This window comes from Pantoea sp. QMID4 (assembly GCF_030270445.1).
In the GTDB taxonomy this organism is placed as follows: Bacteria; Pseudomonadota; Gammaproteobacteria; order Enterobacterales; family Enterobacteriaceae; genus Pantoea; species Pantoea vagans.
The window spans coordinates 53,529-75,120 of the sequence record NZ_BSXL01000010.1 but is presented as its reverse complement, the minus strand read 5'-3'; the positions used below and the strand labels follow the sequence as shown (position 1 = coordinate 75,120).

Here is a 21,592-nt window from a genome sequence, read left to right as displayed (position 1 = left end):
TGGTCTGGCCGGCGAAGATTAACGACGGTCAGCTTTTCATTTCGAACCCTTCTTTTCTCAGTTCAGAGAGCGCCGATGCCACTTCCGGATTGGCTTTAGCCATTTCACCCTCAAGCGTGAAGCGTCGCGGCGTATCCTGGTCCTGACCGTATTTAAAGTTAATGGTGCCGATGTTGCGTTCCATACTGACGCCGGCGCTATTACTGGCCCCCAGTAATAGCGCCGGCGTGTTGAATCCTTCGCTTTTGGTAACATTGTGACTGACGCTGATTGAGCGGATGCGCAGGTTGTTACGATCCTGGAACAGGAGGCCCAGTTCATCGCGTCCGACTTTGCCATCAAGAATGGCTTTTTCAGTCTGTTCGCGCAGGCCGTCCTTCAGCTCCATTGAGACGCTGGCGCTACTGAATGGCGTACTCTGCAACTGTTTAATTAATCCCTTGAGTACCGGATCGTTATCCATCATTGCGCTCAGACGGGTGGCATTGGTTGGCGGTAATGCTGCGTTAAAATGATGCTTCAGCACATCCGCAATGCCGTTTTCATCCAGGCGGGACAGATTGCTGTAAGAGGTACTGTGCCTGGCCGAGCCTAACCCCATTACATTGGTTTCCGCGGCCTGCTGACGCAAAACCAGTTGTTCCAGGCTGCGTATTGCCTCATAGCGATCGTCACCGACTACGTTACTGCGGCTGAAATGACGTTGCAGTTCGCTCAGCTGTTTAGCCGGGTCCGGGTTTTCCTGTTTTTTCAGATCGGCCAGCAGTTTAGTACTTACGCTGTCTTTAAAATGTTTACCCAGTGTGGATGTCAGCTCGCTGATATCGTTGCTGGTGACTGGATCGGCCTGTTTCATCTCCACGCTGATCTTTTGGGTGGTGCGGTCATCCATCGCCAGCGACACCGCGACGTTAGTGGCGGTGAAGGCCGGGAACGTCCCGATGGACTTAGCCGGCTCTTTGGTGGCGTTGCCGGTGACCTTACCATCGTGCGTAAAATTGTGGGCAACACCCAAACTTAAGGTAACGTTAGCGCCGACGCTGGCCGAGTTAAGGAAAGTCGCACGGTTGTCACTGGCCGCTACCGTGCTGCCAAACTCGCCTTTTTGCGTACTGCGTTCCCGTCTGGCTGTCACCAGGTTAGCCGAACCGCTTATGCCGGTGGAAGCACGGGCGGTTACACCGTCAGGTTTTGCGCCATCGTTGGTAATGTTAATCCCGGCACGCAGGTCGAAAGCCGCCGAGGTATCGACGTTAAACACCAGTCTGGTGCCCTGCTTCATCTGATGTTCAATCCCTTTTTTCATCAGCTCGGTCGGCGTCAGCGTGCCGTGCGTCAGGCCATGCAGAAAATCAGGCAGTTCATCTTCGGTCAGTTTAAAGTTAAGACTGTTTTGCAGCGTCCCCTGGATGTTACTGCTGATGCTACCGCCGATACGAAAATCCGGGCTGATCTTATGTTTTTTGCTCAGCCAGTCGCTGGCGTTTTCGGCAGTGGTTTTTTTGCCGGTCATGTAGGGCAGCAAATCGTGACCGGTGGCGACAGAGATGGTGCCGGTGGCCCCGCCGTCACGACCAAAGGTAACGTCCAGTCCGCCGCTGGTACGGCCAAAGCTCAGGTTATAAGCCCTGTCCAGGGTGATCCCCGCGCCGGGTATAATCGGCACCGGGATTTTGTTCAGCGTCGGTACAAAAGCGGTGCTGAGACCGCCGCCGTAGGCGCGGCTGAAGCTCATGCTTTCGCCACTGTTCAGCGACAACAGCGTGTCTTTTAATTTTTTCTCCAGTTGGGCATTGCCGTGGGTGTCCAGCACGGTGCGGGTAGTCAGGTTGACGCCGTGGTGCTCTTTCTTAAAGGCGTTGATAAAGGCTTTCACCGCATCGTAATTGGCCTCCAGCGGTGCGTGATGGCTGAAGCCCATGTCGGTAAACTGCTTCACCGGATTAGCGCCATACTGCTTTTCGCGCAGCGTATCGAACTGCTGACGCAACTGTTTGATCTGGCCGGGATCGGGCTGGTGTCCCGATACCAGCGCCGCCTTATCCGCCAGCTGATGCAGATCGCCGAGGGTGACGGTGTCCAGAATCAGCCGCGATTTGGTGAGGGATGTTTTGTCGTTGGGATCGCGCTGGCGTCCCATCGGCACGTCACCCTTTTGGTGACTCATATTCACCCCGGCTTTGACAAAGTGGCTGAGCAGCTTTTGCAGCTTACTTTGTGGTGACGGCGCGGCAGAGCTGACCGCTTTTTCTAACGCTTTACTGAGGTCGCGTCCCGAACGGTTAACGTTGAAGCTCTGTATCACCGCCTTGCTGGCTGAAGGTTTAAACTCTTCGTTAATCTGGCCGTTACTTTTCAACACCCCCTGATGCTGCCCCAGTTCGGTGGCCGAGCGAACGGCACTCTGCTCCAGCTCTTCACGGAACCGCTTCATATCATTCAGCAAGGCCGCACCGTGCTCACCTAAATCCAGCGCTTCCATTTTGCTGTGCAAATCCATTTGCGTGCCGCTGTTACGCACGTTGTGCGCTTCCAGCTGCTTAATCAGTGCGCCCTGCATTTCGTAAACCGAGTTCAGACCACGGCGTCCCTGCCAGTTGTGCTGCATGTTGTAGGCCGCATTTTTGATCGGACGCGGCGTCGCCATGGTCGGATTGAAAATATAGGCGCGCACCCGATCGGTGAATTTACTGGCGATTTTGCGGTTTTCCATCCCGGTCTGCCCGCCGACCTGCGCGGTAAGCTGCATGTTCACGCCGGTTCCGGGGATCAGGCGGCCTTTGAGGCCCTGATTTAAGCGGGCAAATACCTGTTCCGAACCACGCTGGCCGACTTCCAGTGGCGCAGGCTCTGGTGCGGTATGCGCGTGCCACTCACCCTCCCGCAACTGATGCAGGGTGCCGTCGGTCATGGTGGCGACCGGCTGGTTTTCATGGTCCATATCCAGGCGTTGCAGCTCACTTTCGCTGTGCGGCATCGCCAGTTTTTGCCAGCTACCGCCCGCTTCGCCGCTCTGCCATTGCTCACGCGGCTGATGGAAAATCTCGCCGTCCTGATTTACGGCGTAAATATTCTGCTGATGATCGACGTGAATATCCTTCAGGGTGCCGGTGATTCCTTCACGGCTGAGGGTTTGCGCTGGCCGCGCCAGTTGCTGGGTACCAGGCTTGATCTGGAATGAGCGAATGTCGCCTTTTTCCGACAGCGCCAGGTATTTATTCACCCCAATCACCGCCATCGCCTGAGCTTTATCGGCTTTATCCAGCCCCTGAAGGGCGCTTCCCGGCTCCGGCTTGTTGCGTACATGCGGCAGCGTAAAGAAGTTGTCTTTGCCCTGACTGATAGAGGAGGTGCTCTGGTTAATATCCAGCCGCTTGACCTCACCCTCTTTGAGAATATATGCCGCGCCGTCCAGCCCTTTTTTCAGCTGCTGGCAGTCTGATTCAGCGGCGGTCCAGCCTTTGGTCAGCTGGTCGAAGTAGTGAACCTTCCCTTCCTGAAGCGTCAGGCTGCCTTCACGCCCCATATTGAGAATCTGGTGTGGCTCCGGGTTAACATTTTGCAGGCCAAGATGGCTGTTGATCACCAGCGTGTCGCTGAGGTTCCAGCCCGCATGAAACTGGTGGTCGTCGCCCAACGGGCAGGCGTGCTGCTGCCTGAAGTTATCTTTCACCAGCGCATTCAACTGACCGTGATTGTCAGTGAAAAAGCCTTCAATACGGTGGTCATGTCCGAAATGCTGTTTGAGCACCTTTTGTGACATGCTCTTCATCGGCAGCTCGTTATCCCTGACCTGCGACAGTACGCCGCTGTAGAGTTTGCCCTCGCTATCGGCGGCGTACAGCTTGCCATTGCTGATACCAATCGATTGTGTTTCCAGATGCGGTTCACCGCGCTTCAGCATCTGCAGGGTATCGGCAAGATGCAGGCTGAACTGGACACGCTGTTCCGGAGAGGCATTGGACGACGGCATCAGACAGATATGATGCGGGCTCTCAGTATCGGTCAATACGGCCACCTGCCCATGCTCACTGACGGCAAAGGATTTGATCTTATCGACGAATTTTTCGGAGGTGTGATTATCGGACAGGTTGTGCAACGTCCGGCTCTCCTGCACCGCATAGAGTTTGCCATCGGCCTGGCGGGAAAGCTGGCCGTGCGACGCTTTGCCGGCGGTCTGCCAGACGCCGATTTCCGGATTGAGAATATGGATCTTATCGTCATGCAGACGAATTGACTCTCCAGCAGGCTGTGCTCCCCCTGCGGGATGCTGCCAGACGCCGCTGAGCAGTGAGCGGTGAACGTCGCCCGGCTGATTGACGTTCAGTTTATTCTGGCCGTCAGTCCCGATGCTGATCTGAATTTTGCCGTTGTTATTCTCCAGACTGACCGGCGTATCGCCAACCTGTGCCAGCTTTGTCCTGATCGCAGAGGACTGGCTGTTATGCAGCACGCTGTAGCCGCTCTCATGACTTTTGATATCAAATAGCCGTCCCTGCTTGTCCAGCAGCAGATGCTGACGCCCATCGCTGCTGGCCGAGTGGGCCAGATAGTGCTGATCCTCTTTACCCAGCGTTTGTGACAGTAACGTATTGATCGCCGGCGGATTGCTGGCGGCCAGCTGCAATTTACCATTCGCCAGCGTCATCCCCAGCGGGACGATTGGCGTGGTGGACAGCGTCGACGGCCCCTGAAGGGATGACGGTTTTATGCTGCTTTCCGTTTCCAGCCTGCTCTCGGCTATGGGTGACAGGGTTGGCTGGAATTTGCGGGTAATGGGGGTCGCTTCACCCAGTCGTGGCGGTAACGTGGGTTTTTCCCGTTCGCGCGCCAGCCGCTGTTGATTGAGTTGCTCAAACTCGCTGTCGTCATCTTCATCGGTGATTTCTGAGTTGCCAAAAGAGATGGACGTCGACGGATGCGTTTCAATTTCAGCCGAACCTTGCGTCCTTTCAGGAGTGGCTGGCGGCGAAGGCGGCAGCTCTTCAATTTCGTGATGACTGCCGGGGATAGTGACCGACGTCGGGCTGGCAGTGGCAGGAGAAGGCGTGTCCACTCTGCTCAGCAGGTTATGCCGCGTCTGGCTGACGTTTTGCAATTGTTGGTGCCTGAGTTGCGTCGGCAGGCTGTCGGTATGGCCTTCTTTCACCATTGGACGACCGTTCATATCTTCCAGACTGTGGCGTTTCACGCCATTGGAACGGGTCAGACGAGCGGCTGCAGGTGGAACGGCGGTTTCAGGCTCATCTTCTGTCTGAGGCTCTGCCAGCAGATCGCCCAGGGTGGGACGCCGGCTGCGACCGGCATCTGCCATCTGGCCGCTGGCGGTCGCGGTCTGCGCTGAGGTTTTCTCAGATTTTTTAAAGCCGAACAGGCTTTTCAGGCTGAAAGATTTTTTTTGCTGACGAGCGGCACTTTTGCCATCCTGCCCGGTGGGGCGTTGATGGACATCGGGAAACTTTCCACGGTTTTTACCCTCGGAGGCCAGCGATCCGGCAGCGGCCTGCGGCGCACTGCTGCTGCTGCCCTGTTGTAGCGCGATCCCGTTTCCACTCTTTTTCGGCTCAACGCTCTGCACTACGGCTTTCTGTTCAGTCCCATGCAATCTCAACTTCATGACCTGCCCCCGTCCAACATCCCGCGTAAAACATTAATAAACGTTATGTAGCGAGCTAAAGCCAATGGTTCCCGCCAACGGCGAAAAAAGTCTGCTTTTACCGCACAAACTCAGGAACCCCAGAGACCCTTGCCCCACTCAAGAGAGGCAGCCGAGGCCGCATATTCTCGGGTAGTTAACCTTCAATAAGGGGAAAATCTATGTCAGGTCTGACACTTAGCATTACTATCCCGAACTCGCTGGGGCATTTTCAGCCCGGAGAGAACAACGGGCTTTTCACCGGTAATAACGCAAGCTCCGCCCTGGGTCAGCCACCCGTTGACCAGCAAACTATCGAACAGATGGCTCAGCTGTTGGCGGAGTTGTTAAAGCCACTGCTCGCCTCACCGAGCGGAGATCCCTTCAGTGATGCTAATGGCACCAGCCCGATAGCCGGGCTGGGCAACGCCGGCGGGACAAATGGCGCATCTGGCAACAGCCTGCTCTCCGGCCTGGGTGGCGCTGGCGGTCTGTCGGGCCAGAACGGTAGGGTCAGCGGCGCATCGCAGGATGACAGCCAGTCAGCGCTGAATGATATGAGCAGCAACGGGCTGGATCAGAGCCTGACCTCTGATGGTCAGGGCGGCGGTAATATCAGCGATAATCCGTTGATGAAAGCGTTACTGAAACTCATCGCTCAGATGATGGACGGGCTGAACGGCCAGTTCGGACAACCAGGCGGCAGTGATGGGGCCGCTTCTGGCGGTGGCACCTCGCTGGCGAATGGGCCGGGTGCAGGGGGCTCTGGCGGCAGTACTCCTTTTGGTGGCACCGCACCTGCCGGTGGCTCAGGGAGTGGTTTCTCTCCCGGCGGCAACGCATTAACCGGCGGTTCCGGCGGTGGCTTCTCTCCCACCACCTCTCCGGTTTCCAGCGGTCAGGGTGGCACTTCGCCGCTTTCCGGCAATCCTGCGGTGGGCTCCACCACGCACACCCCGGTTAGCGATCAGGCCGATCCCGTGGGCAGCGCAGGCACCGGTGCGACGCAGTCGGTGGGTTTCCCTGGCGCCAGCGCTAATCCTGAGGTGGTGCACGACACCATTGTCGTTCCAGCGGGCCAGGTATTTGATGGTAAAGGGCAGACCTTCACCGCCGGGAAAGAGCTGGGTGATGGCGGCCAGTCCGAAAGCCAGAAACCGCTGTTCCAACTGGAAGACGGTGCCAGCCTGAAAAACGTGGTGATTGGCGATAACGGCGCAGATGGTATTCATCTGTACGGTGATGCCAAAATCGATAACCTGCATGTCACCAATGTTGGCGAGGATGCGATTACCGTTAAAGCTAATAAAGAGGGCAAGAAATCTAACGTTGAAATCAGCAACAGCACCTTCCAGAACGCGTCGGATAAAATTCTGCAACTGAACGCGGATACTGACCTGACCGTTAACAATGTGAAAGCGAAAGACTTTGGCACTTTCGTGCGCACTAACGGCGGTCAGCAGGGTGACTGGGATCTGAACCTGAGCCATATCAGCGCGCAGAACGGTAAGTTCTCCTTTGTGAAAAGCGACAGCGAAGGGCTGAAAGTTAATACCCGTGATGTCTCGCTGGACAACGTTGAAAATCACTACAAGGTTCCGCTATCGGCTAAACTGACGGCGGTGGCATCATGATGACCTCTCAACAGCAACGCCCGCCTACCCGCTGGGTGGACGTGGTGGATAATCAGCAGCATCTTACGCCGAAGCAGTATCAGGCCTTTCAGCAGGCGATTGCCCAGGTGAAGGAGCGTCTGCATCAGGTGTTGAGTCGTCCGACGCCGCAACGCCAGGGCCGCTTTGAGCTGAGCGCGTTTGTTGACAGTCTGCACGCTGATTTCATACAGGGTGAACCAGGCTCAGCGACGGACGTGGGCCAGACCGCCTGGTGGGTCACCCGTTATCTGGCCGACCGGCTGCTGGAACTGCAACAGTTGGAACAGGCGCGCAGCAGGATGTAGTTGTGCCCGTGCATCGGTCAGAAGCCGATGCACGGGCACTGTTCATGCGCAGTAAAAAGTCAGGGGGGGGACAGACTTTTTACCACTATCTTTTGCCTTTTTGTACAGCAAGATATTCACCGGCGCGCGATATCTCCTGAAAGCGAAAGCCTTCAATCGAGCTGCTATAGGCTTTATCAAAGCGTTGTGCACGGTAGGCCAGATTGCGATGCAGCAGCGTCTCAGCATGCAGCCCGCCCTTGTCTTTCGTGACAATGTCGTTCTCACGAGGGCCGCCCTGAACATGCGATTTTGATTGCGCATGCTTAAAAAACTCAGATGGCTTAGGCACATTCTGTTCGCCTGCATGAAGACGTGAGGTGTAATCATCATGGTGCTTATAGAGCTTCAGAGCATTATTTAGCGCAAACATTGCGCAATCCCATGATGAGGCCTGAATTAAGTTACCTACCATCTTCACTTTGGCTCCCCTCAGGCCCTGCTCAATGCCCTGTTTCATCGGCTCCATCATATTTCCCAGCGCTGACTCGAAACAAACCACCGACGGCCGATGGCCAGGACGTAACTGGACATCAAGCGCCACATGGTGATCTGGCATACCCTTCGCGGGCGCAAAGACCACGCGCATATTTTGGGGCTGTTTACTATTCCAGACCTCCTTATTTTGCTCTTTGATGGCCTTATAACACTCATCAGGCCCTTTAAAGACATGCAGATTCAGGCCCGGATGACGGGCATTCTCCGCATCGGCGATCAAAGGCAGCATTTTTTTGTCCAGCCGGGTGAGCAGTGCGTTTGTGCCGGCATTGTCATTAGCCAGTTCAGTAGCCATTTTGGCGTAATCGTACAAATCTTTATCCAGCTTCTTAAGCTGTGGCAGGTTAACGCTCTCCATCTTCTGCTGCAGGCGTCCCGGTAATCTCTCCGGGCTTTCCGGCAGAGGATCGTTACGCGACATTTTCGGTGAGGCCTGCATCATGTCGTGGAACCGGGCCAGTTCGCTATTCTCACGACGGCCGCCCTGGCGAATCAGGCCCATTGATGGACCCGCCGACGAACTGGCCTGCGCTGCGGAGTGCGCCGACGAACTGCTGCCTTCACCGCCATGCCGCGAGGTGGCGCGCGCGCGATCGGGCGTGCTGGGGGTGGGAGTGGCATTATAGCGAACGTTGGGCGACGTGGCGTCTTGCCGGTGTAGTCGTCCTGCCCGGCCTGTCGGTAACGGTGACGCCAGGGGGGACGCGAGAGGTGATGCCGTCGGGGTGCGCTGGGGCGTTTGCGAGGTGCTTTTATTGCCGGTGATAGCACGAAAAATATTCATCGGATTTTCCCCGTCATAGTCAAGGTTAATCCCTGTTGTGCCAGCCTGTGCGGGGCCGCAGATGACTCAGCGGGGCTATGCAGTAACTTGTTTTGCCATACTTTTGCCACCTCAATCATCTGCACGCAGGCACTGACAAAGCTGGCCTCATCCACTGTAGGCAGTTGAAAACGCTGAAACAGCAGCAGTTCGTCTTTCTCCTGATCCAGACCAAACGCCGCACCATCGCTAGTGCCATAATGAAACAGATTGGCAGCCAGAATATCCGCTAACAGAATGCTGCCCTGTGCCGCAGAGAGTGAACCCACGTTGAGATAAACAAACAGCCAGTTCTGCGGTTCCAGATACTCCAGCGTCATCTCAAGGGTGTTCACTTTCAGGCAACAAAGTTGATTTGCATCCAGCGACAGTGAACCCGTTTCCAGCCGTCTGGCCAGTGCGCCCAGTAAATCTTGTATTATCATGACAATCCTCCACGGGTTAACCTGATGTCATGCCCGGAATCCAGGGCAGTTTTACAGCGGTTAACCCAATAAGGGAGGCGGGCAGGCGAGACCTGTCCGCCTTGCAACAACTTAGGCCGCGCTCAGTTTGCCCAGCGCCATATTGTTGATAGCATCACCGGCCAGCATCGCATCAATACCCAGCGATGAACCGCCCGTACCACGTGCCTGAAGGTTACTGTTACCGGTATCCCCTGCCATCGCACTTTTGATCATGCCTTTAGCCTTGCTGAACTGGTCGATACTGGATGGGGTCATACCATCATCATCTGGGTTGCTCAGTGCTTCTGCCCAGGATTTGGTGTCGGTTTTTGCTTCCGAACCTGCGCTTTTCTGATACTGAGGTTTAGCGAAGGTTTCAGGGTACTGATCCATAAACTGCCCCACTTCCTTCGCCATCGCGCGGTCATCTTTGTTGATAAAAGATCGGGTAGTGCTGTCACTGTGCGTACCGATGTTGTTCAGCGCTTCAATACCCGCTTTCATGCCAACACCGGTACCCACCGCATTACCTAACTGCTGGAAGTCAGCCGGACCACTCAGGTTTTGCAGGCCCTTGCCGCCCAGGCCCGTACCGCCACCCAGACCGGTACCAGCGCCAGAGCTGTTACCCAGCATCTGGCTCAGGCCGCCACCCATCAGGGCCGTCAGGGCATCGGTAACCCCCTGGTTATAAGCCTTTTGTTCTTCCTGGGTTGGCTGACTGCCGGTGCTGCCGCCTGATGAGGAGCCATCCTGACCGCCAAACATGCTCTGCATGATTTCAGCGAAGATTTTCATTAATTGCTCCATCGGGCTCATGCCAGAAGTAGAGTTGTCTCCATAAGATGTTGGCTCAAGACCCAGCGCATGGTCGAGCGAAGAAGCCAGGTTCGAGCCGGTATTGCCGCCCAGCGTTGATCCCAGAGAACCCCCGACCGTTGCTCCCAGAGGGCCACCCAGCGCACCGCCAGCAACGGTGCCTAAACCCCCGCCCAGCGTGCTGCCCAGTTCACCGCCGGTAGCGCTACCCAGACCACCCAGACCGCCAGCTAACCCCCCGCCCAGACCGCTACCTGAACCATTGCCCAGCAGGCTGCTCAGACCGCCACCGCCCATCATGCTCATCATCATGCCGGTCAGCAAACCGGCCAGCTGATTGATGGTGTCATTACGGCTGTTCCCACCCAGACCCAATGAAGAATGCGGGCTTAATCCCGCGTTCTGCAAACTGGTACCCAGCAACCCATTGCTACCACCCGCACCGCCGATGTTGATTTGCAACGTGGTCGCTCCCAGCGGACTTGTATTCAGACTCATACCATTTTCCTCTGCGAATTAAAGAAATATACCCTACGGACGAAGCCCCTGATGAGTGCCTTAACGGGGCTCTCATTGAGTGATTCGATAATCGCGGAGGTTCCCTGCCACTATGAAAAATAAGGTATGCCAATAAAGGGCAAGGCAGTCCGATGTGAAAGAGGGAGGTCGCTTGCTGGATGAGAAATGGCCGCATCATTAATTAGCAAACAGATGCGACCTGAAAACCCCGGGTAACTCTTCACCCTATACCGGTTTGCTGCTTACAGATGTCCGACATTCTCTGATGGCGCAATCCCTTTACCAGCCACATCGGGCCGCCCGGACTGCGGTTAACAGTGTTCTGTCAGATCAATGCCTGCCAGGCTGAACAACTGGGCGATTTGCTGTTTATCATCTGCGGATTGTTCGCTAATTTGACGCCAGCAGCAGAGACTCCGCTCAGCGTTCAGACAGAGGTAGCAACCGTCATAGCGTTCGGGAAACAGCGAGCGACGGCGCAGCAGGCGTTGAAAAAGTCCGGACGGCAGGTGAGTCGGTTGCAGGTTAAGCATCGCTTCCCGCCCCTGTTCACCGCACAGCACCAGCAGCTCCACCCCCGGCAGCACCGGCCAGCGACAGCTCTGGCCCAGGTTTAGCAGGCTGAGCAGGGCCGTAAACGAGCCGACCTGCGGACACGAATTACTCATTCACCGTGACCTGGGTAAAATCGGCCACGCCATTACGTAGCTCAGGCTGCCACCAGATCACCAACTGATGCGAACCGGACTGTGGACGGCACTCCACTGAGGTACAGGTCAATCCGTTATCCTGCCGTTTGGCGCAACCGGTCAGCAGCAGCGCCAGACCCAACAGCATGAAAGAGGCTTTTTTCATGGATATTCTCTGCTTAGCGGCTGATTAAAGATTCACGTGATTCCGTCAACACGCGATGAGGATTAAGCGCCATATAGACCTCTGCCGACTGGCCCGGCGCCAGTGAACTGCGCGGCCATACCGCCACCGCCATGGTTCGTTTACTGGCGCAGTCAGACTCGTCAAAGCGCAACGGTTTATTCGTGATATTGCGCACCACGCCCACGCTCAACTGCACACTCCCGTTGGCCCCGCTGTACCACTGCCCACGGGCATTATCGAACAGCAGCCCCGGCACTTTCTGGCAAACTTCACTTAAACGCACCCCGGACAGCTGCGACCTGAAGCCAGCAGGCGTCTGGCGTTCAGCCAGATCGCGCATGGCGTTTTCAATCACGTCGTGCAGATTGACATTGCTGTGACGGCGCTCGACACGTTCCATTGCATCGCTCAACTGCTGGCGGTTATCCGCAGTAACATAGCGGGTCGGATCGGTCTGATCGCCTATCAGGCGTGGCGTCAGAATAAACAACCGCTGACGCTGCGAAATTTCATGGCGGGTCGAGGTAAAGAGTTTGCCGATCCAGGGAATATCCCCTAACAGCGGAATGCGCTGGTTACGATCGCCGCTCTCTTCGACATGGAAGCCACCCAGCACCAGTGCGCGGTTTTCACTGATCAGCGCCTGGGTGCTGACCGTGCCGCGTTTCACGCCGGTGGCCTCACCATCGCTGTTGGTTTCTACGTGACCATCTTCAATATCTATCATCAGCTGAATGCTGTTATGTCCATTGTTTCCAACCGCCCGCGGCGTGACCTGAAGGCTGGTGCCCGCTGTTACCGGCTGGATATCGGCCACACGCTCACCGGTGGCGGTGATATAGGCGGTCTGACTGAAATCGATCACCGCCGGCTGGTTTTCCAGCGTCAGTACTGAGGGGTTGGCCACAATTGAGGCGGTGCCTTCCCCTTCCAGCGCCTGAATATCGGCAAAGAAGCGTTTAAAATCGCTGACAAACAGCGTTCCGCTGCCAGACATCAGCGAAGTGCCGCCCGTCACGCCGCCCAGCGTCGCCTGCCAGTTCGCCTCCAGCCGGTTCAGTGCGGTACGATCGATATCAAGGATCACGGCATCGATTTCCACCAGATTCTGCGGCACGTCGATTTTGGCGATCAGCTGAGCATATTCATCGCGACGTTTATCATCGTCACGGATCAACAGCGCGTTGTTACGCACGTCTGCGGAGATACGTCCGCTGAGATCGTCAATGCTGACGCCGTCGCTGTCCCGATCAGACGGACGGCTGGTGCCGTTGGTGTGACTGGAGAGGCGCGCCAGCAATGACTGGGTGTTCTGCATCATCGCGTTGTTGTCAGGCACGCCGAGAGTGCCCTCAACTCCGCTGGCGCTGGTCGGTGCCGCCCGCTTGCCGTTCATCAGTTCGTTGAGCATGGTGGCAACGCCAGGGATCACCAGCGTCTGATCGCGGTAATGAATCGTTCTGTCCGCGACTGAGGCATATTTGAGAGGGAAGGTCATCACCTTACGCCGATCTTCTTTTTTCTCGCGCTGCTCACTGAAGCGCTTCACCAGATCAAGATACTGCGGCGGTCCGGTTACCAGTACCACGCCATCGTCCGGCAGCTCGCCCCAGCCAAACCGCGGGTCCAGCAGGCCGATTCCGCTAAGCGCCTGCTTGATATCTGGCGCGGCATCAGGCGATATTTCCAGCCGTTCAGAGCTCTGCTCGTCCTGGGGACTAACATAGAGGGTGTTGTTATAGACGAACCACTGGAACCGATGCTCCAGTGCCAGACGGTCAAGAAATACGCTGGCGTTATCGGCGCGGATCTTGCCATTGACTTCGCTATCTTCGACATTCCCCAGTTGCAAATCGACACCATGCCCATTGGCAAAATCCTGCAGCACCGTGGATAACGGCGTGTGGTCGGCAGAATAGGCATACGACTGATCTTTCCACTCTGATGGGGTCTGAGCCCCAGCCTGGTGGGTTAAGCACAGCATGAATAACGCGCCAAGAAAAAGCCCGCGCGATTTACTTTTATCAACCATGGTTTCCCCTTGGTAGAAATGCCAGGCTGTGCAAGGGCACTGCGCCATGGATAGCGGCTTTATTTCGCTGCTGTTGCAGCATGGATTGCCATACATCACGCTGGTTCAGTAGTGATTCCAGCTGTTTGCACACCAAATCAGCATGAGTTTCGCGAAGTCTTACGATCAGTAACAGATGATTTTCCTGTGCAGCAAGCGCTGCAGCATCGCGACCAAAAAAGCGCAGCGCCGGCGCGGAAAGCTGGAGTGCCCGCTCCAGAAAGGCCTCATCCAGCGGGGCATTGACCGCCAACCCGCACAGCGCGAATAGCTGCCCCCCGCGTTGCTGTAACCACAGAGAGCCGTCATCAACCACCAGATGCTGGTCCTCTTGAGGATTATCGAGCCAGCGTTGCACCCACTGCTGCAAGTCAGTTGATCTCGTTAATAATGGCTTTTGCCAGCCCATGCTTAACGGTAAGCTCCTGACTGGCTGCCCAGCTGGCGCTGGACAATCCCATGCTGGCTTCAAAAAAAGCGAAGCTGTCGGCCTGACTGTAGCCCTCACTGGCATTCAGGGTAGCGTCGTCAAGCTGGTTTTGCGCCCGCTCGAACTGGCTATCGAGACGACGTTGCAGCGGAGTGAGTGATGACATCGGTAAACTCTCTTATTGATGCGTGGACCTGTCATTTAAGTGGCGTGCAGTGCGGAACGGTTCCGTGGTAAAGCGAAGATTTTTTACAGCGATGACGACCCGTTTTCAGGCGGGAGCAACTGGCGTACCGCCTGCTGCCAGTCGAGGTGTAGCTCACCCTGCGCGGTAACCAGTTTCAGATTGTCAGCGGCCAGGGTTTCATCGGGTTGCAGTTGCCAGTTCAGATGAGTGTGCGCGGCTAACCAGTCGGCAATCGGCTGTTGTTGGGGGGGGTGACAGCACAGGCTGGCCTGCTCCGCCAGCATTTTGTCGCGCAGTAGCTGTCGCAGCAGTGCATTCAGGCGTGGTGTTTCCGGTATCTCAGCCAGCAACTGTTCCAGCGCCAGCCTCATCACGCTCTCCATCACCGTCAGCATCTCTGATTCGATCTGCTGTTGCTGCCGCCGCCAGTCCGCTAACAGGCTATCGGCCTGCTGCCAGAAATCCTGTTCGGCGCGCTCCTGTGCACGCAGCTTACAGGCTTCCGCCTCCTGTTCAGCGGCGGCGAGGATCTCCTCTGCCTGCTGCTGTGCCTGGCGCAGGATATCCTCCCCCTGTTGCTGGGAAGTCAGCATAGCCTGAGAAATTATCGGGGCCAGATCGTCAGCACCATTCAGCAGGGTGATTCTTTTCTGTGTCAGCATCGCGGCTCCTGTGAGGCATACCATAGAACGGCCTGCCAGAGCGGTAACAGACGCGGTGGAAAGGCGTCAGGCTGTTGAAATGACTCCACTATATGTACCTGCCCTGTCGGGAAAGCCAGCCGCAGCCGTGACCAGCAGACCGGACCGGCGCGTAAACGCAGCAGCCATAGAGCGTTAATATCGCCATCGTTAACCGGCAATCCCTCCGCTCCCGTCAGCCACAGTCCGGGGCGCATCGCCTGAGCAATACGGCGACACCAGCGCTGCTGCTCCGGTAGTAGCATTGTCTGCGTAGAATCACGCCAGCAAACTTCTGCCGCCAGGCGCAGAGCCAGCAGGCGCTGTGCATCGCTAAGATCAAGCCATGCCAACAGTTCGAGGTCGGGTGGACTGACCGGTTGACTCAGTTGCAGTTCCTGAACGATCAGCGGATGGTGAGTCCGGGCCAGCGCCGCGAGTCGGGTATCATCCAGTTGATAAAATCCTGCCTGACGCCAGCTGGCATCGGCGCTCAGCCAGCTGTCGATGCACCACCAGCGCAGCCAGCGCAGGGCAGCTTCATCGGCCGGCGGCATTTAACTCATCCTGCGCTTCCGGGCGGGACTTTTTGCCCTGACGATAGCGTTTCAGATGCGGCCAGCCGAACACCCCGGCCACCACCAGCAGGATCAGCGCGCCAATCATGCCGCTCAGCCAGCTCAGTTGGGCAGCGCGCTCCGGCGTGACCATAAACGGACCGAAAGAGACTTCCGGCGGCTTGTCCTGATAGGTTTCAGCCGGAACAAAAACAATCGCCAGATCTTTATCCGCCCGCCCTGCCAGTCCGGGCAGGCTGCTGGCGACCATCTGCCGGATACGAGGCTCGATCACATCAGGATCGAGGTCCGGACGGTATTTAATAAACACTGCCGCACTGGCGGGTTGTACCGGTTCACCCGGCGCGACCCGCTCTGGCAAAACCACATGCACCCTGGCAACAATCACCCCGTCAATCTGACTGAGGGTCGCTTCCACTTCCTGCGACAGGGCATAAATGTAGCGTGCCCGTTCTTCCAGCGGCGTGGAGATAACACCGTTTTTCTGGAATACTTCGCCCAGATTGGTGCGCGCCGGACGTGGTAAACCCGCAGCATCCAGGATGTGAACGGCACGGTTGAGTTCAGGGGCATCTACAAGTACGGTGATACCCTCTTTGCTGGCGCGTTTTTCTGCCTGGATGTGATAACGCCCCAGCTCCGCCGCAACTTCGTTGGCATCGTTTTCTGTCAGGCCGTGATTCAGCTCGACCTGATCATTACAGCCGAACAACAGGAATACCGGCAGTAACAGCAGTAACTTCAAAGAGTATTTAGCCATAGCGGGGTTACTGCAAATTGGTTAGTTTTTCCAGACTCTGAACACCTTTGCCAACCAGTTTTGCGTTGAGCAGGCTTTCCAGATAGTAGGAGGACAGGGTGCGGTTAGCGTCCATGACACTTCTCGAATCCAGACTGCGTGACGCTTTTGCCAGCGCCTTGTCAGCCTGACTGGACTGGTCGCTGGCCCTGTCTGTCAGATCGGCGAGTTTGTTAATCCAGAACTGATTGTCCTGGGGAGCGCTCTTTTCTTCAGGTGCCTGCAGTGCAGCGCTGAACCAGGAAGCATCTGCTTTATTACCGTTAACGGAACTCAGGTCATTATCCCCGGCACTGATGACTAAAGAGGGGGTATCTCCGCTATTGATTTTCATGGCTCGTCCTAATTGGCAGCAAAAATAGCGGGCGAAAGTACTGTCACTGACGCCCGACTATTGATCAGAACTGGATAGCTTTCGCGGCGTTGTGACCAGAGTTAATTTCTTTGGTTGCCGAGTCCATTTTTCCATCCAGGATGGAGTTTTGCGTATCCAGTTTCATTTTAGATGCCTGAGCATTGGCAGACTGGGTCAGTGAATCACTCATTGCCCCCTCAAGCGTTTTTGATGCAGAGTTGCTGGCGCTGGTCAGTGAACTGCCGCCGAGAGTAGTAAGACTGCTAAGAAGACCGCTCATATTAATCTCTCCAGTTATTTAAGTTTGTACCCTGGAACATCACATAATGTTCATCAGGTAAGTGGTGGCGTTTTTATATCGGTTCCCGGCAAGCGCTATTTTTTATTATTTGCTTAAGTGACAGATGAAAGAACCGGCTCTTTACATCAGATAAAAAGGTGCCCTCGTATTCTTATCAGCCTATTTTTCCGACCCGAATGATTCGGGCCGATTGAATGACAGATTACTGAGTGATAACGCGATTAGTGCGAACATTCAGTAATTTGATTCGGTGATAGAGCGTGCGCAGGGGCATTCCGAGCTCTCTGGCCGCATCATCAATGCAGTGATCATGACGAACAAGGCAATCCAGGATCAGATTTTTTTCAATGTTGCGCATCATATCTTTGAGTTGTGGCCGCGGATGCTCGCTGTGACAGGCGATGTTCAAAGGCGGTAATCCCAGCGCAAAACGCTCAGCAGCTGCCTTTAATTCACGGATATTGCCCGGCCAGCTGTAACTCAGCAGACATTCGTAATGCTGCTGAGTAAGTTTGGGTGGAATGCATTGTAATGTGTCAGCCGCTTTGTGGAGGAATTGACGAAACATGGGGATAATTACTTCAACGCGTGAGCGGAGTGGCTGCAATGGAATGTTGATAGTGTTGAGGCGGAAGTAGAGGTCACGGCGAAAAGTTCCACGTTCAACCAGCGTGAGCAATGGTGTTTGTGTTGCCACGATGACCCGCATATTTACCGGAATGTAACGGGTTCCGCCCAGACGTTCAATACCACGGGTTTCCAGTACACGGAGCATTTTAGCTTGTAATGATAAAGGCATGCTGTCGATTTCATCGAGAAACAGCGTTCCGTTATTTGCCTCTTCAACATAGCCTGCACGCGCCTGCCCTGCTCCGGTATAGGCACCGTGGTTGATACCAAAAAGCTCGCTTTCAGCAAGAGTCTCAGGTATTGCCGCGCAGTTAACTGGTACAAATTTCCCGGAACAGCCAGAAAGTTGATGAATTTTTTGGGCCAGTGTGTCTTTTCCTGTCCCCGTCTCCCCTTCAAGGACTAAATCAATTTTTAAAGGTGCAACGGTTTGAATGATTGCAGCCAGTGAATTGTGGATATCAACGGGATGCTCTTCTGTCAGAGTCATGTGATCCCCCTGCCCCAGCACCGACCGGAATGAGAGCTCACTATTCCTGATATTCATTAAATTTACCCCTGGCCTGACAATTAGATAATTTGACGTCGCTCAAATGCACAGCACGATTACAATTAATTACATTTTTGGTGGTATAATTTACTCTAGGCTTACACAGGCTTTAATAATGTCCCTTGCTGACGTTAAGAAACCATCATCATATGCTGAACATTTAGTAGGGTTTTTCAGGGGGTTGGGTAAGGATATCCTTACTTTTGAAGAGAAAGGTGTAAGCGGTTACACACTCGTCTTACTCTATTCTTTTGTAAGGTAAGGAGATTTTTTTATGGCGTTGTCAGGAGAGGATATAAGAGATTTAAAATTAAGGAAGATAATCCAGGAGCAATCCTATGAGATCAACTGGTGACTGATAGCGTATTTCACTATGTCGGCATTGGTGGAAAACATCATTTTTTCCATTAGTCGTGACTTATGCGTACTCACCGTTTTATTACTGATAGCCAGCGCTTTAGCAATGTCATTGACTCCGTCGCCACGCGCCAGCATCAGCATGATCTGCATCTCGCGTGACGTCAGGCGGTCATGTAAAACTTCCCCCGCCTGAGTGTATTCATAAAAGACAATCTGCTCCGCCAGAACATGGTCGATAAAGCGTTCCCCCCGAGCCACGCGATGTATAGCAGCCAGAAGAGCCTCAGGATCATTGTCTTTAGTGATATAGCCCAAGGCACCAGATTTAAGGGCTCGCCGCGCAATCTGCGGTTCACTGTACATAGTGAGGATAAGAATGGGCAGACCGGGATATTGCAGATGAATACGGGTAATCAGTTCCTCACCACATAATCCGGGCATGCTCATATCCAGCAGTAATAAGTCAACGTCTTCATTACGCAGACCTTCCACTACCTGAGCGGCATTACCCGCTTCAGCAACCACCATAAGCCGGTCATCCAGCGAAAATATCTGTTTCAGTCCTTCACGCATAATGACATGATCATCCACTATCATCAGGCGAATATTATTATCCATTGTACTATTCCAGATTCTCAATATTAGTTGTCAATTTTATTAATGGTATCGTTAACACGACCCGGGTCCCTTTGAATGGCTGACTCTCAATTTCCACATGACCGCCTAACATCCGACCCCGTTCTTTCATTCCCATCAGGCCAAACGCATTGTCATTACGCTTCTCGCAGTCAAAACCACGTCCATTGTCACATACGGTCAGCACCACTGAACTGGGGTATTTAACCACGAGGATCGTCACCACGCTGGCCTGCGCATGGCGTGAGATATTGGTTAACGATTCCTGCGCCACGCGGAAAGCGGCTGTCGCCTGTTCATCATTTAGCCTCACCTCCTGTTCAGGAGCGATTAACCGACAACAGCAGCCGGTATGGCGGCTGATAAATTCATCACGCAGCCACTCCAGTGCCGGCGTTAGCCCCATATCAAGCACGTTTGGTCTGAGACGAGTCGCTACGTTTCTCACCACCTGAATAGTTTTATCAGCCAGCCCCATCAGGTTCTTTACCCGATCGTGTAGCAACGGATTATTTTTACCGAACTGGATACGCAGCATTGAAATACCCATCCTTAGCGAGGTCAGATGCTGTCCCAGCTCATCATGGATCTCACGTGCGATACGCTTACGCTCTTCTTCACGTGAAACTTCACGCTGCCTTGCCAGAAGACGCAGGCGCATATGCGAATCTTCCAGCTTCTTTTCTGCATAATGAATCGCAGTGATATCGCGCCCCACCACCATGACCGACATCAGATTGCCATGCTGATCAAACTCGGGCACACAACGGGTGTGATTGATAACCGTTCCACCGGTAAGTGGGCTGTCCGATTCAACCAGCTCCCCTTCTGCCTCAATTTGCGTGCTGACCACCTCTTTAATCAAACGCTCAATATGTTCGACACAGGGCAAATCTCCAAGAAGCTCACGCAGGCTATTTCCCCGTAACTCTTCAGCCGACAATTGCAGATGCCGCAATGCGGCTGGATTGGCATACTGACATTTCAGGTCAGTGCCGAAACGCACGACCATATCCGGGGAGTTCTCCACCAGAACCCGAAACTCCTGCTCCCGGACATGCGCCATCTGCTCAAGGTGTTTGCGCTCCCGAATATCTTTCACCACACACATGCTGTAATTACTTTCTTTATAAATAAATGGGTTAGAGCTGACCTCAACCGGAATCATTTCGCCCCATTTACTTTTATGACAAGTTTCGAAGGTAAAGGATTTTCCACCACGCTGCTCCCTGACCCGCTTCCACATCGCGAAGATATCGTCCTTACTCCAGGCCGGATCGATATCTGAAACGCTCATATTCTCCATCTCTTCATTGCTGTAGCCGAGCATGCGGCACGATTCATCGTTGACGTAATAGAAGCGAGTATCGCTGTCGATCAGATAGACCGCATCCCTTACCATATTCAGAGCAAACTCGACCAGTTTGAGCGGATCATCACCATTCTTTAAATGTCGCCCGGACAATTGCATCTCTTCTCCTGTGAAAAAACTTCTTTGATCCGGTCTGGCCGCATCTGCCTCTTCGCAGTGTGGCATAGAAGCTATGTCCGGGTGTTATAACCGGACAGGCTGCGCATCACTTTACGATTTAGCGAATTTCAGGTCCATTTTAGTTTTAACAGGACAGGGACTGTTTTAGTGATACACGCACGCGAGATAAACGCGAACGTACCGTGCCAATAGGAATGTTTAAATCTTCGGCGATATCCTGATAGCTGCCTTCCTTCTCTACAAGCATACTGAACAGATGACGCGTATCCTTCGGCAACAGGGCAATTGAGTTTAGCGTGGAGTGTAAAATGCGTTGATTTTCAGTAATCTGGCTCGGGTCCTCATGCTGCACCAGCAAAATATCCTCTTCCAGTTCGTCATAGCGTGGACGCCCGGACTGTTGGCGAAAATGGTTGCGGATTAAATTCAGGGCAATGCCAAACACCCAGGTTTCTGGCCGCGAGGCACCCGCGAATTTGTCGCGATTTCGAAATACTTCCAGCCAGGTCATCTGAACCAGATCTTCCGCGTCTTCTCTGTGAGATACACGCTTTCGGATGAAATGGTGTACGCGCCGGCCATGCTCACGAAAAATCCGCTCCCAGTCGATGTTGATCGGGACAACATTGTTGACTGACAACTGCTCTGTGTTCTGCACGTGAATGTCTGACATAACAAGCTCCATTACTTTATCCATTAATGCCCCTGCGGCTAAATGGCTATAGCAAGGCTTGTACCAGGCGAAAAAAAATTTTAACAACCTGAAAATATTGAGCTATTTATTTTATCCCTGCCTGTTTCTGGCAATTTATTGCCAGGCATGCTGGGGGGAATTTGCAACGCTTTGCAAAGCCAGGGGGTGACTTTTTCAGAAGGCAAAATCATCAGGGAACCGCAGCGAAGATCAC

20 protein-coding genes are annotated in these 21,592 nt (G+C 54.4%); 2 read left to right on the top strand and 18 right to left on the bottom strand.

The features are described 5' to 3' along the window. Positions 1–28 precede the first annotated feature (28 nt). A complete protein-coding gene (locus tag QSK07_RS20410) occupies positions 29–5,617 on the bottom strand; it encodes an AvrE-family type 3 secretion system effector (RefSeq protein ID WP_285722711.1) in 5,589 nt (1,862 codons plus the stop codon). Between the two features lie 200 nt (positions 5,618–5,817). On the opposite strand from QSK07_RS20410, the gene QSK07_RS20405 reads away from it, so the two are divergent. Both QSK07_RS20405 and QSK07_RS20400 read left to right on the top strand, forming a co-directional pair. Continuing rightward, positions 5,818–7,269, top strand: a complete 1,452-nt coding sequence (locus QSK07_RS20405; RefSeq protein WP_285722712.1) for a pectate lyase — start codon at positions 5,818–5,820, stop codon at positions 7,267–7,269. After that, on the top strand, positions 7,266–7,595 hold the full coding sequence (locus QSK07_RS20400; RefSeq protein ID WP_285722714.1) for a DNA-binding protein: 330 nt from the start codon (positions 7,266–7,268) through the stop codon (positions 7,593–7,595). The genes QSK07_RS20405 and QSK07_RS20400 overlap by 4 nt, the downstream gene beginning before the upstream one ends. A gap of 85 nt (positions 7,596–7,680) precedes the next feature. On the opposite strand, the gene QSK07_RS20395 is transcribed toward QSK07_RS20400, so the two are convergent. From QSK07_RS20395 to QSK07_RS20315, 17 genes are all read right to left on the bottom strand, one after another. After that, a complete protein-coding gene (locus QSK07_RS20395; RefSeq protein WP_285722716.1) occupies positions 7,681–8,916 on the bottom strand; it encodes a YopJ family acetyltransferase in 1,236 nt (411 codons plus the stop codon). Further along, positions 8,913–9,380 (bottom strand): type III secretion system chaperone, encoded by a 468-nt coding sequence (locus QSK07_RS20390; protein ID WP_275222447.1) that lies wholly within the window; start codon positions 9,378–9,380, stop codon positions 8,913–8,915. The genes QSK07_RS20395 and QSK07_RS20390 overlap by 4 nt, the downstream gene beginning before the upstream one ends. 111 nt (positions 9,381–9,491) lie before the next feature. Further along, entirely contained in the window at positions 9,492–10,718 is a 1,227-nt protein-coding gene (locus QSK07_RS20385) for a type III secretion protein HrpN (RefSeq protein ID WP_285722719.1), read from the bottom strand. 332 nt (positions 10,719–11,050) lie between these two features. Then, a complete protein-coding gene (hrpV, locus tag QSK07_RS20380; RefSeq protein ID WP_285722720.1) occupies positions 11,051–11,407 on the bottom strand; it encodes an HrpV family type III secretion system protein in 357 nt (118 codons plus the stop codon). After that, positions 11,400–11,594 (bottom strand): HrpT family type III secretion system protein, encoded by a 195-nt coding sequence (gene hrpT, locus QSK07_RS20375; protein ID WP_098049834.1) that lies wholly within the window; start codon positions 11,592–11,594, stop codon positions 11,400–11,402. The genes hrpV and hrpT overlap by 8 nt, the downstream gene beginning before the upstream one ends. Positions 11,595–11,607: 13 nt before the next feature. Continuing rightward, the gene (gene sctC, locus QSK07_RS20370; protein ID WP_275222444.1) at positions 11,608–13,647 is read right to left on the bottom strand and encodes a type III secretion system outer membrane ring subunit SctC; all 2,040 of its coding nucleotides are present in this window, start codon (positions 13,645–13,647) and stop codon (positions 11,608–11,610) included. Then, positions 13,640–14,095: a type III secretion system chaperone gene (locus QSK07_RS20365; protein WP_285722723.1), complete on the bottom strand. Its 456-nt coding sequence runs from the start codon at positions 14,093–14,095 to the stop codon at positions 13,640–13,642. Before QSK07_RS20365 ends, sctC begins: the two co-directional genes overlap by 8 nt. Next, positions 14,058–14,282 carry a type III secretion protein HrpF gene (locus QSK07_RS20360; RefSeq protein WP_098049838.1) on the bottom strand — a complete coding sequence of 75 codons (225 nt, stop codon included), beginning with the start codon at positions 14,280–14,282 and terminating at the stop codon, positions 14,058–14,060. The genes QSK07_RS20365 and QSK07_RS20360 overlap by 38 nt, the downstream gene beginning before the upstream one ends. Positions 14,283–14,365: 83 nt before the next feature. After that, entirely contained in the window at positions 14,366–14,965 is a 600-nt protein-coding gene (gene sctL, locus QSK07_RS20355; protein ID WP_285722725.1) for a type III secretion system stator protein SctL, read from the bottom strand. Next, on the bottom strand, positions 14,959–15,540 hold the full coding sequence (locus QSK07_RS20350; protein WP_285722727.1) for a type III secretion system protein: 582 nt from the start codon (positions 15,538–15,540) through the stop codon (positions 14,959–14,961). Before QSK07_RS20350 ends, sctL begins: the two co-directional genes overlap by 7 nt. Continuing rightward, entirely contained in the window at positions 15,524–16,321 is a 798-nt protein-coding gene (gene sctJ / locus QSK07_RS20345) for a type III secretion system inner membrane ring lipoprotein SctJ (RefSeq protein WP_275222440.1), read from the bottom strand. The genes QSK07_RS20350 and sctJ overlap by 17 nt, the downstream gene beginning before the upstream one ends. 7 nt (positions 16,322–16,328) lie before the next feature. After that, the gene (locus tag QSK07_RS20340; RefSeq protein ID WP_098049843.1) at positions 16,329–16,694 is read right to left on the bottom strand and encodes an EscI/YscI/HrpB family type III secretion system inner rod protein; all 366 of its coding nucleotides are present in this window, start codon (positions 16,692–16,694) and stop codon (positions 16,329–16,331) included. 64 nt (positions 16,695–16,758) lie between these two features. Next, positions 16,759–16,995, bottom strand: a complete 237-nt coding sequence (locus QSK07_RS20335; protein ID WP_098049844.1) for a type III secretion system major pilin HrpA — start codon at positions 16,993–16,995, stop codon at positions 16,759–16,761. Between the two features lie 223 nt (positions 16,996–17,218). Next, entirely contained in the window at positions 17,219–18,193 is a 975-nt protein-coding gene (locus QSK07_RS20330) for a sigma 54-interacting transcriptional regulator (protein ID WP_098049845.1), read from the bottom strand. 339 nt (positions 18,194–18,532) lie between these two features. After that, entirely contained in the window at positions 18,533–19,174 is a 642-nt protein-coding gene (locus QSK07_RS20325) for a response regulator (protein WP_098049846.1), read from the bottom strand. A 4-nt stretch (positions 19,175–19,178) separates the two neighbouring features. Next, positions 19,179–20,663, bottom strand: coding sequence for a PAS domain-containing sensor histidine kinase (locus tag QSK07_RS20320; protein WP_285722731.1), 1,485 nt, complete (start codon positions 20,661–20,663; stop codon positions 19,179–19,181). A 145-nt stretch (positions 20,664–20,808) separates the two neighbouring features. Then, complete coding sequence (locus tag QSK07_RS20315; protein WP_285722814.1) at positions 20,809–21,357, bottom strand: RNA polymerase sigma factor; 549 nt, start codon at positions 21,355–21,357, stop codon at positions 20,809–20,811. Positions 21,358–21,592: the final 235 nt, after the last annotated feature.

Coding starts and splice junctions, on each gene's coding strand:
- QSK07_RS20350 (WP_285722727.1), bottom strand. CDS start 15,540: ATGCCGCCGGCCGATGAAGCTGCCCTGCGCTGGCTGCGCTGGTGGTGC.
- QSK07_RS20340 (WP_098049843.1), bottom strand. CDS start 16,694: ATGAAAATCAATAGCGGAGATACCCCCTCTTTAGTCATCAGTGCCGGG.
- sctL (WP_285722725.1), bottom strand. CDS start 14,965: ATGCTGACACAGAAAAGAATCACCCTGCTGAATGGTGCTGACGATCTG.
- QSK07_RS20395 (WP_285722716.1), bottom strand. CDS start 8,916: ATGAATATTTTTCGTGCTATCACCGGCAATAAAAGCACCTCGCAAACG.
- QSK07_RS20390 (WP_275222447.1), bottom strand. CDS start 9,380: ATGATAATACAAGATTTACTGGGCGCACTGGCCAGACGGCTGGAAACG.
- QSK07_RS20335 (WP_098049844.1), bottom strand. CDS start 16,995: ATGAGCGGTCTTCTTAGCAGTCTTACTACTCTCGGCGGCAGTTCACTG.
- QSK07_RS20400 (WP_285722714.1), top strand. CDS start 7,266: ATGATGACCTCTCAACAGCAACGCCCGCCTACCCGCTGGGTGGACGTG.
- hrpV (WP_285722720.1), bottom strand. CDS start 11,407: ATGAGTAATTCGTGTCCGCAGGTCGGCTCGTTTACGGCCCTGCTCAGC.
- QSK07_RS20315 (WP_285722814.1), bottom strand. CDS start 21,357: ATGTCAGACATTCACGTGCAGAACACAGAGCAGTTGTCAGTCAACAAT.
- sctJ (WP_275222440.1), bottom strand. CDS start 16,321: ATGGCTAAATACTCTTTGAAGTTACTGCTGTTACTGCCGGTATTCCTG.
- sctC (WP_275222444.1), bottom strand. CDS start 13,647: ATGGTTGATAAAAGTAAATCGCGCGGGCTTTTTCTTGGCGCGTTATTC.
- QSK07_RS20320 (WP_285722731.1), bottom strand. CDS start 20,663: ATGCAATTGTCCGGGCGACATTTAAAGAATGGTGATGATCCGCTCAAA.
- QSK07_RS20360 (WP_098049838.1), bottom strand. CDS start 14,282: ATGTCATCACTCACTCCGCTGCAACGTCGTCTCGATAGCCAGTTCGAG.
- QSK07_RS20330 (WP_098049845.1), bottom strand. CDS start 18,193: ATGAATATCAGGAATAGTGAGCTCTCATTCCGGTCGGTGCTGGGGCAG.
- QSK07_RS20365 (WP_285722723.1), bottom strand. CDS start 14,095: ATGGGCTGGCAAAAGCCATTATTAACGAGATCAACTGACTTGCAGCAG.
- hrpT (WP_098049834.1), bottom strand. CDS start 11,594: ATGAAAAAAGCCTCTTTCATGCTGTTGGGTCTGGCGCTGCTGCTGACC.
- QSK07_RS20405 (WP_285722712.1), top strand. CDS start 5,818: ATGTCAGGTCTGACACTTAGCATTACTATCCCGAACTCGCTGGGGCAT.
- QSK07_RS20385 (WP_285722719.1), bottom strand. CDS start 10,718: ATGAGTCTGAATACAAGTCCGCTGGGAGCGACCACGTTGCAAATCAAC.
- QSK07_RS20410 (WP_285722711.1), bottom strand. CDS start 5,617: ATGAAGTTGAGATTGCATGGGACTGAACAGAAAGCCGTAGTGCAGAGC.
- QSK07_RS20325 (WP_098049846.1), bottom strand. CDS start 19,174: ATGGATAATAATATTCGCCTGATGATAGTGGATGATCATGTCATTATG.